Annotated in this window: 16 protein-coding genes; 1 reads left to right on the top strand and 15 read right to left on the bottom strand. The window is 65.1% G+C overall.

All coding sequences use genetic code 11. The features are described 5' to 3' along the window. Window positions 1-55: 55 nt before the first annotated feature. Window positions 56-973: a recombination-associated protein RdgC gene (gene rdgC, locus IEW63_RS02910; RefSeq protein WP_188635081.1), complete on the top strand. Its 918-nt coding sequence runs from the start codon at window positions 56-58 to the stop codon at window positions 971-973. 340 nt (window positions 974-1,313) lie between these two features. Here rdgC and IEW63_RS02905 read toward each other — a convergent pair whose 3' ends face one another. From IEW63_RS02905 to IEW63_RS02835, 15 genes are all read right to left on the bottom strand, one after another. Next, window positions 1,314-2,702, bottom strand: a complete 1,389-nt coding sequence (locus IEW63_RS02905) for an alpha/beta hydrolase domain-containing protein (RefSeq protein ID WP_188635080.1) — start codon at window positions 2,700-2,702, stop codon at window positions 1,314-1,316. A 125-nt stretch (window positions 2,703-2,827) separates the two neighbouring features. Next, the gene (gene bamD / locus IEW63_RS02900; protein ID WP_188635079.1) at window positions 2,828-3,475 is read right to left on the bottom strand and encodes an outer membrane protein assembly factor BamD; all 648 of its coding nucleotides are present in this window, start codon (window positions 3,473-3,475) and stop codon (window positions 2,828-2,830) included. Window positions 3,476-3,495: 20 nt separating this feature from the next. Continuing rightward, window positions 3,496-4,251 (bottom strand): type II secretion system protein N, encoded by a 756-nt coding sequence (locus IEW63_RS02895; RefSeq protein ID WP_188635078.1) that lies wholly within the window; start codon window positions 4,249-4,251, stop codon window positions 3,496-3,498. Further along, on the bottom strand, window positions 4,251-4,739 hold the full coding sequence (locus tag IEW63_RS02890) for a type II secretion system protein M (RefSeq protein WP_188635077.1): 489 nt from the start codon (window positions 4,737-4,739) through the stop codon (window positions 4,251-4,253). The genes IEW63_RS02895 and IEW63_RS02890 overlap by 1 nt, the downstream gene beginning before the upstream one ends. Then, the gene (gene gspL / locus IEW63_RS02885) at window positions 4,736-5,971 is read right to left on the bottom strand and encodes a type II secretion system protein GspL (protein WP_188635076.1); all 1,236 of its coding nucleotides are present in this window, start codon (window positions 5,969-5,971) and stop codon (window positions 4,736-4,738) included. The genes IEW63_RS02890 and gspL overlap by 4 nt, the downstream gene beginning before the upstream one ends. Before the next feature lie 16 nt (window positions 5,972-5,987). Then, complete coding sequence (gspK, locus tag IEW63_RS02880) at window positions 5,988-6,791, bottom strand: type II secretion system minor pseudopilin GspK (protein ID WP_188635075.1); 804 nt, start codon at window positions 6,789-6,791, stop codon at window positions 5,988-5,990. Next, window positions 6,788-7,417, bottom strand: coding sequence for a type II secretion system minor pseudopilin GspJ (gspJ, locus tag IEW63_RS02875; RefSeq protein ID WP_188635074.1), 630 nt, complete (start codon window positions 7,415-7,417; stop codon window positions 6,788-6,790). Before gspJ ends, gspK begins: the two co-directional genes overlap by 4 nt. Beyond that, on the bottom strand, window positions 7,414-7,812 hold the full coding sequence (gene gspI / locus IEW63_RS02870) for a type II secretion system minor pseudopilin GspI (RefSeq protein ID WP_188635073.1): 399 nt from the start codon (window positions 7,810-7,812) through the stop codon (window positions 7,414-7,416). Before gspI ends, gspJ begins: the two co-directional genes overlap by 4 nt. Further along, window positions 7,793-8,308 carry a type II secretion system minor pseudopilin GspH gene (gene gspH, locus IEW63_RS02865; RefSeq protein ID WP_188635072.1) on the bottom strand — a complete coding sequence of 172 codons (516 nt, stop codon included), beginning with the start codon at window positions 8,306-8,308 and terminating at the stop codon, window positions 7,793-7,795. The genes gspI and gspH overlap by 20 nt, the downstream gene beginning before the upstream one ends. Before the next feature lie 3 nt (window positions 8,309-8,311). Beyond that, window positions 8,312-8,782: a type II secretion system major pseudopilin GspG gene (gene gspG / locus IEW63_RS02860; protein ID WP_188635071.1), complete on the bottom strand. Its 471-nt coding sequence runs from the start codon at window positions 8,780-8,782 to the stop codon at window positions 8,312-8,314. Window positions 8,783-8,784: 2 nt separating this feature from the next. Then, window positions 8,785-9,996, bottom strand: a complete 1,212-nt coding sequence (gene gspF, locus IEW63_RS02855) for a type II secretion system inner membrane protein GspF (protein ID WP_188635070.1) — start codon at window positions 9,994-9,996, stop codon at window positions 8,785-8,787. Between the two features lie 2 nt (window positions 9,997-9,998). Beyond that, entirely contained in the window at window positions 9,999-11,543 is a 1,545-nt protein-coding gene (gspE, locus tag IEW63_RS02850) for a type II secretion system ATPase GspE (protein ID WP_188635069.1), read from the bottom strand. After that, window positions 11,540-13,594 (bottom strand): type II secretion system secretin GspD, encoded by a 2,055-nt coding sequence (gene gspD / locus IEW63_RS02845; protein WP_188635068.1) that lies wholly within the window; start codon window positions 13,592-13,594, stop codon window positions 11,540-11,542. The genes gspE and gspD overlap by 4 nt, the downstream gene beginning before the upstream one ends. Window positions 13,595-13,606: 12 nt before the next feature. Next, window positions 13,607-14,449 (bottom strand): type II secretion system protein GspC, encoded by an 843-nt coding sequence (gspC, locus tag IEW63_RS02840; protein ID WP_188635067.1) that lies wholly within the window; start codon window positions 14,447-14,449, stop codon window positions 13,607-13,609. A 332-nt stretch (window positions 14,450-14,781) separates the two neighbouring features. Then, complete coding sequence (locus tag IEW63_RS02835; protein ID WP_188635066.1) at window positions 14,782-16,869, bottom strand: PhoX family protein; 2,088 nt, start codon at window positions 16,867-16,869, stop codon at window positions 14,782-14,784. Window positions 16,870-16,961 lie beyond the last annotated feature (92 nt).

The following is a 16,961-nucleotide window of genomic DNA, read 5'->3' as shown; positions in this document are numbered from 1 at the left end:
ATAATGCCGCCCCTCTTTTCCCATCTCCATCCATGCATCGTCACAAGGACTGCTCATGTGGTTTCGTAACCTATTGCTCTATCGTTTCAGCCAGGACGTCCCCTTTACCGAAGCCGAACTGCTGGCCGCGCTTCAAGAGCGCCCTGCCCGCCCCTGCGGCAGCCAGGAGACCTTCACCCTCGGCTGGACCACGCCATTCGGCAAGCATTCGGAAAACCTGCTGCAGGTAGCCGAGGGTTACTGGTTACTGGCCATGCGCAAGGAAGAGCGGATTCTGCCGGGCAGCGTGGTGAAGGAAGCGCTGGCCGAGAAGGTCGAGGAAATCGAAGCCCGGGACGCCCGCAAGGTATACAAGAAGGAGCGCGACACGCTCAAGGACGAGATCGTCATGTCCCTGCTGCCCCGCGCCTTTACCCGCAGCCAGACCACCCTGGCGCTGATTGCACCCCGCGAAGGCTGGATTGCCGTGGATACCTCCAGCGCCAAGCGTGCCGAGGACCTGCTCAGCCTGCTGCGTGAAGGTACCGGCAGTCTGCCGGTCCGTCCGATGAACGTGAAGATCGCCCCCGCTGCCTGCATGACCGACTGGGTCAGGACCGGCACCGCGCCGGAGGGCCTGATCATTTCCGATGAATGCGAACTGCGCGATACCGGTGAGGACGGCGGTGTGATCCGCTGCAAGCGCCAGGATCTGTCCAGCGACGAGATCCAGCAGCATCTTGAGGTCGGCAAGCAGGTCAGTCAGCTGGCCCTGCACTGGCAGGACAAGCTGTCCTTTACCCTGGATGACAAGCTGGGCATCAAGCGGCTGCGCTTCGAGGAACTGCTGCGTGATGAAGCGGATGACCAGGGCGGTGACGACATGGCCGGTCAGCTGGATGCCAGCTTCATCATCATGTCCCGCACCCTTTCGGAGTGGCTGCCTGCGCTGACCACGGCACTGGGTGGCGAGGATATCCCCCAGGGAGTGTGACCCACCGGTCTGCCTGTGAGCGTTGAGCTATCCACAAAAGCTGTGGATATCTTTGTGGATAGCCTGCTCAAAACTGCCTCTGTCGCCGGTAATACATGGCCGAAGGTTAAAATGATCAAATTTTGACCACGACAAAATACCAATAAAATCAATAACTTACAAATACGCATTGATTTTACAAGGGTTTACGCTGCCATCGGGGACGCAGCACGGCTGCTATCGGTCCGTTGTGCACAATGTCAAGCGGGATATCACTCGACAGGGGTAATTTTTCCCTTGCATCCGCAGCCTGCACCCTTTCCGGCCGGCTGCGGGGATGGGCATCCCTGCCCTGCCCGGATCAGCGTCGGGAGACGCGGCGCGGCGGTTTGGCCACGTCGGAGCGGGCGGCGTCGATCACCTCCACCAGTCCGTCGCCCGGCAACAGGTATCCCCTGGACACATTCAGCGCCACGGCGGCGCTGACCAGCGTAACGTACCGGTTGTGGCTGCGGTACATCGATCTCAGCTGCGCCTCCTCCAGCGGTTGGTGACTGCCGAACAGAAAGCAGAACGTCTGCCCCGCGTTATCGCCGGTGTTGACCGCTGTCGGCACCCTCATCTGCGGCAGCTGGATACCTCCCTGGGCCAGTCCCAGCTCGTTACGCACCTTGCTTGCCCCATCGAATCGCAGATAGGGTGCTCTGGGCGGTGCCTTGCCATCAATCCAGCGGGCCAGGTGCACGTGCCCGGCGACAACCACGTGGTGCAGCGGGACACGGCTGAAGGGTTCGCGCAGACAGTCATACTGGGGAGCGCCGTCCGGCAGGTCACGCTCAGACAACGGCGCGCGGTAGGCCTGACCCTGATATCCGGAATGCGCGGCACCGGCCACTTCCCAGCGCCGGTAGACATCGCTGTCCGGCCGACGCCCCTCGGCCGAGCGGACATCGGTTTCCGCCAGGATATGAAACACCGGCTCGGTGCCCACGCGACTGGGTCCGCTGCCGACCACGAAGTTGTAGCCGTCGAATACCGGGTCGGCAATCTGCGGCAGAATGTAGTCGTAATAGATGGTCATGCGCCCGGCGGATTGCGAGCCGCCCGCGGCGATGACCTTGTCCACCTGCAGGTTGCCCATGGGGCCTTCGCCCTCCCGTACGGCCTGCGCGGCCTGGGCAAAGATGTCGTAGGACAACTGGTCGGTCATGTACTGTCCGGCACCGGTGACATCCAGCTCGCCGTAGCGGGTCGGACTCCATTCCCGCAGAAAATCCACGCCCACGCGCTGCGCCGACACGCCGACCCAGGCGAAGCCTTCCCGGGTCAGCTGCTCACCATGCCAGAGTGCATCCAGATCGTAGCCGGCGGTCACGTTCTGCCATTCCATGATGACGGTGCCGTTGAAGCGGCGCTCCGACTTCGGCCGGCGCACCACAATGCGGGTCCGGTAGGGTACGGCCTGGTCCAGCAGCTCTCCGGTGCTGCTGTAGGCGTCGGCCTCGCCGTACAGATAGAACTCCTCCTCGACGTAGCCGCGTCGCCGCAGTTCGCCCTGGGTGGCGAAGAAGGGGTACGTCTGCTCCAGTACCGCCGACTTGGGGTCGCCAGGCGGCGCGCCGGGGATGGGGCCTTCGGTAGTGGGTGCGGCAAACAGGGATGAAGAGAGGGATAATGCGATAAAACCGGCGACAGACTTCAACGCCGACCGGACCATGATGGTCCGGGTCCAGCCCAGATGATATGTCATGACGAACTCCGATCTTGTTGTTATGGGACACTCCGGCGGAGTGCCCACAATTGGTACTAGATCAAAGATCGTTGATGAGCAAGACGGAACGCTTTCCCCGTCACCGGGTTGTGATCGGGGCGACCTTACCAGGCCGTTCCCGGAGCGGTATTGTCGTCGTCGCCCCGTGCCGCCTGCTCCAGCCAATCGCTGGCTTCCCGGGCGACGCTGCTGTGGGGGTAATAGCGCAGCAGGTAGCGCATGCGCGCTTCCGCCTGGGCGGCATCCCCCGCCTCGAGGGCAGCCTGAGCGAGGCGGTACTCGGCCTGGGCCATGTCTTCCAGCAGCCTGTTGAGCCGGGGGCCCACATCGTTGCGGTATTCCGACTCCGGATAGCGATGCACGAACTCGGCATAGCGCTGGTGCGCCTTGCGACCCTCGGTGAGCTGGAGCGCATCTTCGCCTTCCGCCAGCTCGAAACGCACCTGCTGCGCCAGCGCCAGCAGATAGGCCGAATAATCCGGATGCGGCGCATTGCGATGGCGCCGGTCGTAGCCGGTCAGCAGACGCTCGACCGCCTCGACCTCACCCTGCTGCAGACAGACGAAAGCGGCTTCCTGCTCCAGCTCCGGCGCGGGATGGCGCGCCAGACTCTGCACCAGCCCGTCATCGCAGCGGCCCAGGGCGATCTTCGCCCGTACATCGGCCAGAGCCGCCTCATTGCCGGGTTGCGCGGTCATGCCGGCGCATCCCGCCAGGCTGACCAGTGCCGCCAGCAATATCATCAAACGCATCAGTGATCCCCCACTCGTCATCATTGCAGTTGCGCCTGCCAGCGTATCCAGCCCTGGGCATCCGGTTGCCCCAGCAGCCCGAGGCCGCTGGCCAGCGCAGGTTCGGCATCGGCCCGGGCCTGCAGCCGCGCATTAATCTTCATCGGCTGGGCTGGCCGCCAGCGGGCATCACCCAGCAGGCCGAGGGGCCCGCCCTGGTCCTGCAGGTCCAGGATCAGCCAGCCGTCCTCCTCGCTCAGGCTGGCAGTGAGATGACCGAACGGCAGCGCCTGCGGCAGCCCGCCGGCCGCGTTCTGCCACACCAGCCGCCCGTTGGCCGCCGCCACGCTGTCGAACTCCTCGAGCACCAGCTCCGGTACGTCAAGCAGCCAGTTGCCGCCCAGTGCAAAGGGGGCATTGTGAATGATTGCCATGCTGGATGCATCCAGGGTGCCGCTGATATCACGCAGTGCCAGCGAATCGCCACCGGCGAGCAGCTGCGCACTCACCCGACCTTCACGGGGCTGCCAGACAAGGTCGAGACCAATACGGCCGCGCAGAAGTTGAGACGGCAGCCAGCTCCAGCTGAGCCTGCCCTGGTTGACGCCGTCCACCACCAGCTGCGCCACCTCCCCCGACCACAGCGTGCCCGTCAGGCCGTGCAGCGTGACCGGTACCGGCAGCTGGTGCTCTATGCGCTTCCATACCACCGCTGCGGGCAGCGTCCAGATCAGCGCCGCCAGATACAGCAGCAGACCGCAGATCAGTGTCTTCTTCAGATTCCAGCGACTCAGCATCAGCGCGGCTCCACCTTGATGCGCGCAGTAACCGTGCCCGGCGCACTGCCGGCATCCACCGCCAACTGGCTGACCTGCAGACCCTGGCGCTGCTCCAGCTCTCCCAGCCAGCGCAACAGGCCATCGAACCCGGTTTCGGCAAACCACAAACGGGCCCCGGTGCCTTCAGGTTGCACCCGCTCGATGCTTTCATGCAGGCCTGCCGCCCTGGCCGACACCTCCACCAGCGTCAATACCGAACCGCCGGCTGCGCCGGGGCTGCTGGGCTGGCTGGCCTGCTGTGCAGCCCGGCGCCTGACCTGGGGGGCCACCTGCTGCATCCAGGCCAGATCGGCTGACAGCGCGCTGATGTCCTCGCGGATCTGCTGTCGCTGCTGCGCCAGCGGCTCCCATATCAGCACATAGGCGAGCACCAGTATCAGCACCAGCGCGCCTGCACCGAGAATTACCCGTTCACGCGGGGCCAGCCCCGCCCACCAGAGTTTCATGATTCCTTCCTCTGTACACGCAGGCGGGCGGTCACCCCTTCACTGTCGGAGTCTGCCCCCTGCAGGCTCTCGTTGAGACCGGCCTCGGCGGCCAGCCTGCCACGCAGCTTCTCGAGTTCGGCAAAGGAAGGCAGCTGCAGCTCCAGCTCCACCTCGGCAGTGGTGGCACGAAACTGGCGTATCTTCACCTCGTCCTCGCCCCCCACCGGGGCCAGCACATCATGCAACAGGCGGCCCATGCCATTGATACCGCCCTGCCCCGCCGTGCCCTCCAGCGCCTGGCGGAACTGGGTGACCGGATCCACCCGCCGGCTTTTCGGCAGCGTTTCGTCAAACAGCTGGTCGATTTCCGCCAGCAGCCGGTCCCGCTCGCTGTTCAGGGCGATCCCCTGCAGCACCTGCTGACCGATCACCACCACCAGCAGCACTGCGGCGGCAGCCAGTACCGGTCTCAGCTTGCGCCAGGGCGGCGTCGCCATGCCCGTGGTGTAGGGCCCGGTCAGCAGGTTGAGGGGCCGGGCAGAAGGCTGGCTGTTGCGCAACGCAGCCTCAAGGGAAGCCTGCTGTTCAACGCCTGTCATTTGCCCGTCGGCGTCGGTCAGGCCCAAATCGGCGACGGAACAGCCCACCAGCTCGACCATGCGCTGCTCTTCTTCCAGCTGGGCCAACCGCTGCCTGACCCAGAAGCCGAGCATGCCACGTTCCACCAGTACCGGCTCCTGGTCAGCGCCGGTGACCAGCGCCCAATCCTGCTGCCCGGGCCATGGCGAGGGTTGCACCCGCAGGCCCTGCGCGGGCGCCTGGTCATGGTGCAGGCTGGCCTGGGGAATCAGCGCCTCCGGTCGCCACCCTGCCTCCTGCGCCAGGCTCAGCCATTCCTGCATGCAGCGATGTTCCACCACCGCGGCGACCACGCGCCCGTCCGGGCGGCGCAGCCCCGCTACCAGGTGCAGCTCTTCCAGCTCCTGGCTCAGCTGGTCTTCCAGAGCGAAGGGCAGCGCTGCCCGCACCGCCGAGGCGCGGCGCACCGGCATGGCCACGCGGTAGAGATTGGTCACGCTGGCCGGCGCCAGCAGCCGCAGCCGCTCGGCCGGAAAGCGCGAACGCAATGCCTGCAGTTCGTCCTCGCCGGAGTCCAGCACCGCGCCTTCGCGGCTGGTCCGCCACCAGTACACCCTGGCTGGTGCCAGCCCGGCAATCGCCGGCTCTTCCGGTAATAGGGCTATCAACATATCTTGATCCGTCCAGTCATGGCTCGCAGGCCGTCTGTTCTCTGAGCACCACGGTGCCGTTGGGTGCATCCAGCAGGGTGCACTGATAGAAGCGCCGGTTGGCAAACTGCGCCACTATCTGCAATCGCATGTACCAGGGCGGGTCTTCCCCGGCCTGCCGGTCGGCAAACACCTCCTGGATCAGCTCCGGGCTGCGCTCCAGGTCGATCGGGCTGGCGGTGCCGGGGTAGGCTGTCACATAGGGCGCAAGCGCCTGCCATGCCTCGGCGGTCATCCCCGCCACGCTGTTGAGTTCCGAGGCACTTACCATCGGCCGATTGCCCGATACCCTCGGCGGTTCCTCCAGCCGGTATATCGGGTCATCCGTCTCGGTGTCCATCCAGTCACTCACCGCCATGGCCAGTTGTGCCCCGGGCGGCATGCGCACACCGCTCTCCTGAGCTACCCGATCTACCAGCCTGGCAAAATCCGCAAGCTCGGTTTCCTTCGCCCCCGCCAGGGCGTTCAGGTTGTAGCGACAGCGCATGTCGTCCAGCGTCGCTTCCAGCTTCACGCCGTCCACTTCGAAGGGCAGCACCGGCGAGCGGCAGGTATCCCACAGCAGTTCCTCCGGCCCCTTGGTGCGCTCCAGCAGCTGCAGCACCATGTTCTCTGCGCCCAGCGCCACCTGCCTGGAAAAGTCCCGCTCGAATACCGCGCTGGTACGGCGAATGTCCGCCTGCCCGCGCATCGCCATGCCCACCGCGGCGACCACCGCCAGGGCCATGACCAGCAGTGCAGTGATCAGCGCCACGCCGCGCTGGGTGCCCGGCCCGCTCACAATCCCACCGCCAGCAGCCGGCGTATCTCGCCCAGGCCGGGGATATCCAGCACCAGTTCGATGGCCACCGGCAACCCGCTGCCCTCGGCGTCGGCGTCTGCGGGCGGCCAGGCATCCACCCGGTCCAGGCCGGACGGCGTGCGCACAATGAACTGGAAACGGCTTTCCATCCCCAGTTGCTGATGCTCGTCCACCAGATCGGCGAAATGGCGCACGCGCATGCTCTGCGCATCGACAACGTCCACCCCCGGCCACAGGCGACGCTCGAGTCCTCGCTCAGTGATCTGCCAGGCGGTGCGGCGCAGTCGCTGCTCCCCTCCGGCACCCGCCCGCACCAGCTCCAGCAGCTGGTGCTCGCCACCGGCCCGCAGCCGAACCGGCGGCAGCGGGTCACCGAATTCATCGCGTACCGTCACATCCACCACCTGGGCCAGATCCCGTTCCAGCACACTCAGTGTCACCTGCAGATCCGCCAGCCGCTGGGCCTGCTCCCGGGTGACATGGTCAGCGTTCAGCACTGCCCGCAACCCCTGATAGGCCACCAGGCTCATCACCGCGAATACCGCCATGGCGATGAGCATTTCCAGCAGCGTGAAGCCGCCTTCCCCGCCGCGCCGATGCGTCATGGCAACACGAACCCGGATACGTTGGCCCGCTGCGCATCCTCGCCCTGCTCCGCCAGCCACAGGCGGATATCCACCCGCTTGACCGCCGGCAGCGGAAACGGAGTGGTGGCCGTGTAATCACTCATCTCCACCCGGTAGCCGAAACGGTACGGACCCATGGTCAGGTCTCCGGTACGCCCGCCCTCCGCGGCCACGCGCATGCCGGTCTGAAACTCGGTGAGCAGGTTCTGCCCGGCCCAGTGGGCCATCGTCCGTTCCTGCATGTAGGCCGTATTGCGCGCGTGGTCGGCGCCGGTCTTGACCAGCGCGGCCAGGGCGACCGCCAATACTGTCAGCGCCACCAGCACCTCCAGCAGGGTAAACCCGCGCTGGCGGCTACTGCTGCGGTATCGCATCGGCCACCTCGACATGTCCCTCCAGTCCCACGATCACATGGCGCACCAGATCACTGCCCGGCACCTGCAGGGTGATCAGCGCCGGCGTCATCTCGCCGGTGTTGCCCAGCCGTATGTGCGGCTCCCAGCCACGGGTCTGCGGTAACGGCGTGCGCTCGCCATCCACATCCAGCTGCACTTCCACCAATCCCTGCTGGAACTGGCGCGGCCCGAGCTGCGGGTCCTCCAGCGGGCGCCATTCCCGGGTGTTGTCATCGAGAATCACCAGCTCCAGGAAACTGTAGCCGTCACGCCGCAGCCCCAGCGCCCGGTCCGATTCGCCGGTGATCAGCAGCTCGTCCCGAGCCAGTTTCAGGGTGGTGGCCAGGCGCTCGGCTTCGCTTCGCAGCTTGCGCTCGGCCCCATCGCCGATGGACAGCGATGCCAGACCGGCGACCACGCCGATCAGCACCATGACCACCAGCAGTTCCATCAGGGTAAAGCCGCGCTGCGTCATGACTCAGCGTTCCTGGACGTTATCAGCGTCCTCCAGGTTCCAGTTGCCGATATCGGCATTGGCGCCGGTGCCCCCGGGGCGGCCATCGGCCCCGAGGCTGTAGAGGTCGAATTCGCGATTGTCGCGGCCCGGGCGCAGGTACTGGTATTCATTGCCCCAGGGGTCACGCTGCAGACGGTCGATGTAGCCGCCGTTACGCCAGTTGCGCGCCGCGTCCCCGCTGGGCCGCTCCACCAGGGCGCGAAGCCCCTGTTCGGTGGTCGGGTAGTTGAAGTTGTCCAGCCGGTAGAGATTCAGCGCACTCTCCATGGCGCGGATATCGTTCTGCACCTTGGTGATACGGGCCTGGTCCGGCCGGTCCATCACCCTCGGCACCACCACCGCGGCAAGGATGCCGAGAATGACCACCACCACCATGACCTCGATCAGGGTGAAACCACGTTGGGCAAGGGAAGTTGTCTTTACGCTTTGCATAATCAGTTGACCAGTTGGTTGAGTTCAAAGATGGGCAACAGGATGGCCAGTACGATGATGAGTACCACGCCCCCCATTGCCAGAATCAGCAGGGGTTCGAAGACACCCATGACCATGGCGATCCGTGCCTCCAGCTCCCGTTCCTGGGTTTCCGCTGCACGCTCGAGCATCTTGTCCAGCGTGCCACTGCTTTCACCGCTCTTGATCAGGCTCAGCGTCATCGGCGGGAAGTAGCCGCTGCGCTCCAGCGCATGGCCGACGCCCGACCCTTCTCGCACCCGTTTGGCCGCGTCGGTCACCGCATCGCGCATGGGCGTATTGCTGATCACCGAGGCGCTCATGTTCAGCGCTTCCAGCAGCGGCACGCCACTGCCGGCGAGGATATTGAGCGTGCGGGCAAAACGCGCGGTATTGAGGCCGCGGACCAGCCGGCCGATCAGCGGCAACCTGAGCATGGCATTGTCCCAGCGGTAGCGGGCGCGGGGTCGCTTCAGCACTTGCCGGGTCAGCGCCACCGTCGCGACGATGACCAGCAGCATCAGCCAGCCCCATTCGCGCACGGTATCGCTGGTGGCGATCAGCGCCCGGGTCAGCCAGGGCAGTTGCTGGTTCATGCCGGTGAATACCTGCACCACCTCGGGGACCACATAGGTGAGCAGCGCCACCACCACCAGCAGGGCAACAACGGTGAGAATGGCGGGGTAGAACATCGCCAGCTGGATCTTCTGGCGCATGGCGTTCTGCGCCTCGACGTTGTCGGCCAGGCGCTCCAGCACCAGGTCCATGCGCCCCGCCTGCTCGCCGGCGGAAATGGTGGTGCGGTAGATGGCGGGAAATACCGACGGGAATTCGCCCATGGCGTGGGCCAGCGGCAGGCCTTCCATGACCCGGGTACGCACCGCGGACAGGGTCGCCTTGACCTTGGGCGCCTCGCTCTGGCGTGCCACGGTGCCCAGCACCTCCTCGATGGGCATGCCGGCCCGGGCCAGGGTTGCCATCTGGCGGGTCGCCAGTGACAGTTCCAGCGGCTTGATGCGCCGCTGCAGCATCGGCATGCGCAGCACCGACGGCTTCTCGGCCACCTCGTTGACCGACATCGGCATCAGGCCCTTCTCGCGCAGGCGGGTGCGTACCTGACGTGAGGAGTCACCCTCCTCCACGCCCTTGCGGGTGCGGCCGGTCTGATCCAGCGCAACGTACTCGAAGGCCGGCATGCTCAGTCCTCCCGGGTCACGCGCAGGACTTCTTCCAGCGTCGTATCCCCGGCCAGCACCCGCCGCAGCCCATCCTGGCGGATACCTATCTGCGACAGCCGCGCGTGGCGCACCATGGCCTGCTCGCTGGCACCGTCGTGAATCAGGCCGCGCAGCGTGTCGTCGATCTCGATCAGCTCATAGATGCCGGTACGCCCGCGGTAGCCGCTGCCGTTGCATTCGGCACAGCCCACCGGGCTGTACAGGGTCGGCGCCTGCTGCGGGTCCAGGTCCAGCAGCTGGCATTCGCGCGCCGTGGCAGTGTGCGCCCTGCGGCAGTCCGGACAGAGCGTGCGCACCAGCCGCTGGGCCAGTACACCGTTCAGCGTCGAGGAAAGCAGGAACGGCTCCACGCCCATGTCCCGCAGCCGGGTGATGGCCCCTACCGCCGTGTTGGTGTGCAGGGTGGAAAACACCAGGTGGCCGGTGAGACTGGCCTGGATGGCGATCTGCACTGTCTCCAGGTCGCGGATCTCGCCCACCATCACCACGTCCGGGTCCTGACGCAGGATGGCGCGCAGGCCGCGGGCGAAGGTCATGTCCACCTTGGTATTGATCTGGGTCTGGCCGATGCCGTCCAGGTAGTATTCGATCGGGTCTTCCACCGTCAGGATGTTGCGGCTGCGGTCGTTCAGCCGCATCAGTGCCGAATACAGCGTGGTGGTCTTGCCCGAGCCGGTCGGGCCGGTCACCAGCACGATGCCGTGGGGCCGGCTGATCACCCGCTCCATGGCCTGGTAATGCTCCTGGCACATGCCCAGCTGGCGCAGCTCCAGGCGGCCGGCCTGCTTGTCGAGCAGACGCAGCACCACCCGTTCGCCGTGGCCGGAAGGCAGGGTCGAGACCCGCACGTCCACGGCCCGACCGACCAGCCGCAGGCCGATGCGGCCATCCTGCGGCAGGCGCTTCTCGGCAATATCCAGCCTGGCCATGACCTTGATCCGCGACACGATGACCGGCGCCAGCGCCCGGGGCGGCTCCAGCACCTCACGCAGCACACCGTCGACCCGCAGGCGGATCGACAGGCGATTCTCGAAGGGCTCGATATGGATATCCGAGGCGTTCTCCTTCACCGCTTCGGACAGCAGCGCGTTGATCAGCCGGATGATGGGTGCCTCGTCCTGGGACTCGAGCAGATCCTCCGGCTCGGCCAGCGACTGGGCCACCGACATCAGGTCCGCGTCTTCACCCAGCCCTTCGACCAGTTGCATGGCGTCGTTGGTGGAGCGCTCGTAACGGTCGCGCAGACGTGCAGCGAAGGCGTCATCATCCAGCAGCTGCGGGCGCAGCGGGTGGCCGGCCAGACGCCGCAGTTCGAGCAGCGCCTGCGGATCGCAGTCGGCACGTACGAATACGTCCAGCTGGTTGTCACGCAGCTGGTCCGGCAGCACGCCGAAACGACGGGCAAAACGGTAGCCGGTTTCCGCCTGCAGGCTCGCCTCGGGCAGCGCCGCCGCGCCCGGTTCCGGCAGTGCCGTGGTGATGTCGGCTTCGCTCACAGTGGTCATCTTGCCCTCGGTGGTGCCGGGATCGGGTTGCTGAGTGCCAGGTCATCCCGGCTTGCATTCTCGAACGGCGGCGGCAGCGTCAGCAGATAGTTCCAGTCCGGCAGGATCGGCATGTCCTGACGCGGCAACAAGCCGGAGCGGCGGCCCTGCTCCTTGAGCTGCTGGTCGCGCATGTAGCTGTACTTGGCATGGGTCAGACTCTCCGCCACCGCAGTATCGCGCACTATCACCGGCCGCAGAAATATCATCAGGTTGCGTTTTTCCACGCTAGCCGTGTCGTAACGGAATAACCGGCCCAGACCCGGGACATCGCCCAGAAACGGCACCTTGTCCTCGGTCTCCACCATCTGGTCGTCAATCAGCCCGCCAAGAACGATCAGCTGGTTGTCGTCCACCATGACATGGGTGTTCAGGCTGCGCTTGTTGGTGATGAGGTCCGCGGCACCGCTTGCTCCCGGGGCAATGGACGATACCTCCTGAGCGATCTCCAGACGCACCGCATTGCCCTCGTTGATCTGCGGGCGGATCTTCAGCTTGATACCCACGTCCTCACGCTGGATGGTATCGAAGGCCTGACCGGAGTTCTCCACCGAGCGGCCGACGATGAAGGGTACGTTCTGACCGACTACGATTTCCGCCTCTTCGTTATCCAGCGTCAGCAGACTGGGGGTGGACAGGATGTTGCTCGAGCTGTCTCCCTGCAGGGCATTGATCAGCAGCCCGATCTGGGTGCTGCCGATGGTGCCGACGCCGCCCAGGGTGGCCCCGTCCGACAATGACGGCGGAGTGGTCACATCGCCCTCGAGAAATCCGTTGATGCCCGCGGCCAGGTTGAGGATGCCGCCATTGCCCCGGGCAAAGTTGATCACCCCCACCCCGCTGTTCTCGTTGGCGAAGCCCCACTGCACGCCGAGCTCCCGGGCGCGGTCGGAGGAGACCTCGGCGATCACTGCCTCGACCAGCACCTGGGCCCGGCGGATATCCAGCTGGCGGATGATCTGGGACATTTCCCGGCTCAGCTCGGCGGGACCGTGCACCACCACCGAGTTGGTGCTTTCATGGGCCTGAATGCGCACCCGCGAGTCGCGGTTGCCGAAACCGTAGGAGGAACTGCCGGTGCTGCTGCCGGAGCTGCTGGTGCCAGTGGTGGTGCCGTTGTCCACGTCCCGCCCTTCGGAGATGCCGCGCAGCACCTCGGCAACATCCTCGGCCTTGGCGTAGCGCAGATAATGCACCTGGGTATTGCCCTCATCGCCCACCACATCCAGCTGGCGGATCATGGTCCGGTAGGCCTGACGGCGCTGGGGATCGCCGAGCAGCACCAGGGTATTGGTACGTTCGTCGGCGATCACCCGCACCCGCTTGGCACCGGCCGCGCCTTCCTCCGGGCGGGCCACGTTCAGCCCTTCGATGATGCGCACCAGCTCCAGCGCCGAGGCATGCTCCAGCGGCACCACCTCGAAATCTTCCATGGATTCCTGATCAATGCGCTGGATCAGCCCTTCGATCCGCCGCACGTTGGCCGCGGTATCGGCAATGACCAGCGAGTTGGATTCGGCGGCGGCAGCCAGATGGCCGCCCTTGGGCACCAGCGGCCGCAGGATGCGCACCAGCTGGCTGGCATCCAGGTGCCGCACGCTGATGACATGGGTAATGAACTCGTCGCTGCGGCTGCGCTCCTCGAGGGTACCCACCTCGTTCTCCTTGGCCTGCACTTCCGGCACGATACGCACCGTGCCCTCGGTACCGGTCACCGCAGCGAACCCGTAGGACTTCAGCACGCCGAGGAACAGGTCGTACAGCTGATCACGCTTGATCGGCTGGCCGGACACCACGTTCACCTGGCCACGCACCCGCGGGTCCACGATGAAGTTGATTCCGGTTTCCTGGCTGACGATCTCGATCAGCCCGTTGATATCCGCATCACGCAGGTTCAGGACCAGCTCGTCGCTCTCGGGCGCTGCCGCCTCGGTCTGCGCCAGAACGGCGCCGCTCAGAACGCTCAGGGTGAGTGCCAGTGGCAGGGCGTAACGGAACTTTGGCAACAGCATCGGCATTTTCTATCAATCCATGTTGATCGTTATGGTCATCGGCTCTCCGTTACGTTCGAGAGAAACGGACACTGAACTGGCGTCGGCCAGCTCGCTGAGCAGGTCGCGGTAATCGGCAATCTCGCTCACCGGGCTGCCATTGACTTCGGTGATCACGTCACCGGCCACCAGGCCGGCCGCCTCGAACTCTCTGGCGTTGCGCGCAGGCGAAACCTCCAGCCCGTAGAGCACGCCATCCTCCATGACCGGATTGGCGCTGATCACGTCGAGGAAGCGCTGCGGGTCGTTGACCCAGGCATCACGGTCGACCCGGGGCTCGGCCTGGGCAGCGGGCAGTGCCGGGGCGGCGGTACGGCGGCTGGCGGAAGAGGAAGAAGGATTGTCGTGACGCTTGAGACGAAGCGTTTCCAGGCGCCCCCCGCGATCGAGGATCACCCGGTCGGCAAAGACTTCCTGGAGGGTGACATTGCCCGGCAGGGAGGCACCTACCCGGTAGAGTTTTTCCGGTTGCCCCTGGGGGGCGAGAATGGCGGCACCGCGACTGGGGTCGGGGTTCGAGAACACGCCCTTGAGGGTCCAGCTCAGGGACGTGTCCGGTGCGCTGACCGCCCGCGTCTTCTGAGCGGCACTGCCGAATACGGAGAGCCTGGCGAGCTCCTGGAAGCCGCCCTTTTCAGCTCGGGGGGTACTGGATTGTACGGCATGGGCCGGCAGGTTGCGGCTCGGGGGCAACAGGCTGGAAGGCTCCAGAATGGCCCAGGTCAGTCGAGCCAGTAACACCGCGATGATAGCGACCAACACAAGGGTGGCCAGTTTGACCACGGACTCCAATGTCAAGCGGGCTATCGCGGGCATCTTATCTCCAGGCAAAGCGGGCAGCACATCGGCTGCGCAGTCAGGCCAAAAAGGCTACCGACCCTTCTTTGCAGTTTTATTGTTATATCCCTGAAACATTCTTTCAGCTGCCCGATTGTTACGAATTTGCCAGACACCGGCAAGCCCTCAAACTCAAATATCAGAGCCACAGCACGCTACCGGTGGCAGGAGACCACGCTCAATAACCTGTTCGGGTGAAACACGCAGAAAGCACCGTCTGAAACGGGTGGCGAGCGCCATGGGAAATGGTGGGTAAACAGGATGACCGTGACGGCCACTGCGAGTGCAGTGGCCGTCAGGCCGGACGCAGGTCAGGTTCCGATCACCCCGCCGTCATCCTTCCAGATGACAACGGTAGCGGAGCGCGGCGGCACACGCACGGGGTTGCGGTCAGGCCAGGTGCTGCGAACGTAACGCTGGCCGGCCGCCCATTCCTGGGGTGTGGTGGTTGCGCCGGGGTGCTGGATGTTGATGAACATGGTCTTCTGGTCCGGGGTGGTGATCACGCCGGTCACCTCCTGGCCGATCGGGCCGGTAAGGAAGCGGCGCATCTCACCGGTAGCCGGATCAGCGCAGAGCATGGCGTTGTTGCCGAACACCTCGAACACTCCGCTGTTCTGGTTGCCCTCACCGATGTCGGTCTGGATCCAGACGCGGCTGTCCTTGTCGATCCATAGGCCATCGGGCGAGCTCAGCAGGTTGTCTGCGGTCAGGGCATCGCCGTTGGCGTCCTTGCCTGCCAGGTTGGCCTGGCCACTTTCGCCGGCATCGCCCCCGAAGATGAAGATATCCCAGTCGAAGGTGGTGGATGCGTGGTTGCCGTTGGCTTCCTGCCAGCGGATGATGTGGCCGTGGCGGTTCTGGGTCCGCGGGTTGGCGCCATTGGGCTCGCTGCGGCCGCTGTTGTTGGTCAGGGTGAAGTACACGTCACCGTTGTTCGGGTCGACCGCGCCCCATTCCGGGCGGTCCATGGGCGTAGCCCCCATCAGGCCGGCAGCCAGGCGGGTGTTGACCAGCACGTCGGCCTGATCGCGGAAGCCGTTGCCGGCATCCAACCCGTTCTGGCCGTACACCAGCGGCAGCCACTCACCCGAGCCGTCATCGTTGAATTTCGCCACGTAGAGAATTCCGGTATCCAGGATGGAGCCATCGGTCACGCCCTTCTGGAACGGCTGCTCGCTGACGAACTTGTAGATGAACTGGTTGGTGGAGTCGTCACCGGAGTAGCAGACCACCGGCTGGCCTTCGATGGCCGGCCCGAAGACCACCCCCTCGTGGCCGAAACGGCCGAGGGTGGTGCGCTTGATCGGTGTGCTGTCGGGATCGAAGGGGTCGATCTCGACCATCCAGCCGAAGCAGTTGGGCTCGTTGCGGTAGTCTTCGGTCGCGGACGCGCCGGTGCTGGTGGCATCAAAGCGAATGAACTCGTCCTCGCCGCCCTCGGCCAGGGCCCAGCGGTAGCGGCTGTCATTCGCGCGGATGCCGTAGTTGGCGTGCTCGCGGGGAATCTCCGCGTCGCGGTTGCGGAAGTAGCCGGCCCAGTTTTCCTCGGCAGCCATGTAGGTGTTCCACGGCGTGACGCCCATGGCACAGTTGTTCAGGGTGCCGCGGGTAGCAATGCCGTCGGGGCTGTATTTCGTCCTGACCAGATCGCTGCCGCGGACCGGACCGGCCAGCTCCATGTGAGTGCGGCCGGTGATGCGGCGGTTGTAGTCGCTCTGCACCAGCTCCCAGCGATTGTCGCTGCGCTTCCTGATATGGACCACGGAGACGCCGTGGGCGTTGATTTCCTTCAGCGCCTGGTCACGGTCGCGCACGTCGCCCTTCATGATGACCGCACCGCTGCCCAGCTCCTGGCCGATGTGGTCCAGGTGCATGAAGCGCGGCTCGACGTACTCGTGGTTCATCACCAGCAGGCCCTCGTCGGAGCTGCCTTCAAAGGGCTCTTCCCCCTCGATCGGGAAGAAATGCATGCCGTCGTGGTGCGAACCCATCTGCATGCCCTGCTCTTCGCCGGTGTTGGCCAGATCGAACGCCGGCATGCTGCCGGTAATCGGCGTGCCCCAGGGCAGGATGACCTGGTAGCTGTAGCCTTCGGGTACGATGATCTCGTCCGATTCGCTGGTCGGTACCGCCTTGAAGGTCACCAGCGGACCGCCTTCGCCTTCCCCCGCGCCGGGCGAGCGGCGACTGCTGCTGCTCGAGCTGTCCAGGCACCCCGCCAGGCCCAGGCTCATGAAGCCAAGCGCGGCGGCGCCGGCGGTGCTCTTGAGTACGGTTCGCCGGGCCAGACGAGCGTCGAGCACACTGGCGAACGTCCTGTTATCGGTGTAACTGATCTGCGGCTCGTCGCCGTTGCCATTGTCGACAATGGTGATATTTGTGCGAACTTCAGACATCCGTGCTTCCTCTAGAGGCTGTGGTTGTGATCGCTAGAGGATGGAGTGGGCAGATTAAGATCGAACGACAGACAGATTACCGTTTGGCTAAT

The sequence above is a fragment of the Halopseudomonas pertucinogena genome, from assembly GCF_014646575.1.
Lineage (GTDB): Bacteria > Pseudomonadota > Gammaproteobacteria > Pseudomonadales > Pseudomonadaceae > Halopseudomonas > Halopseudomonas pertucinogena.
This window is presented reverse-complemented; position numbering and strand designations above follow the sequence as displayed.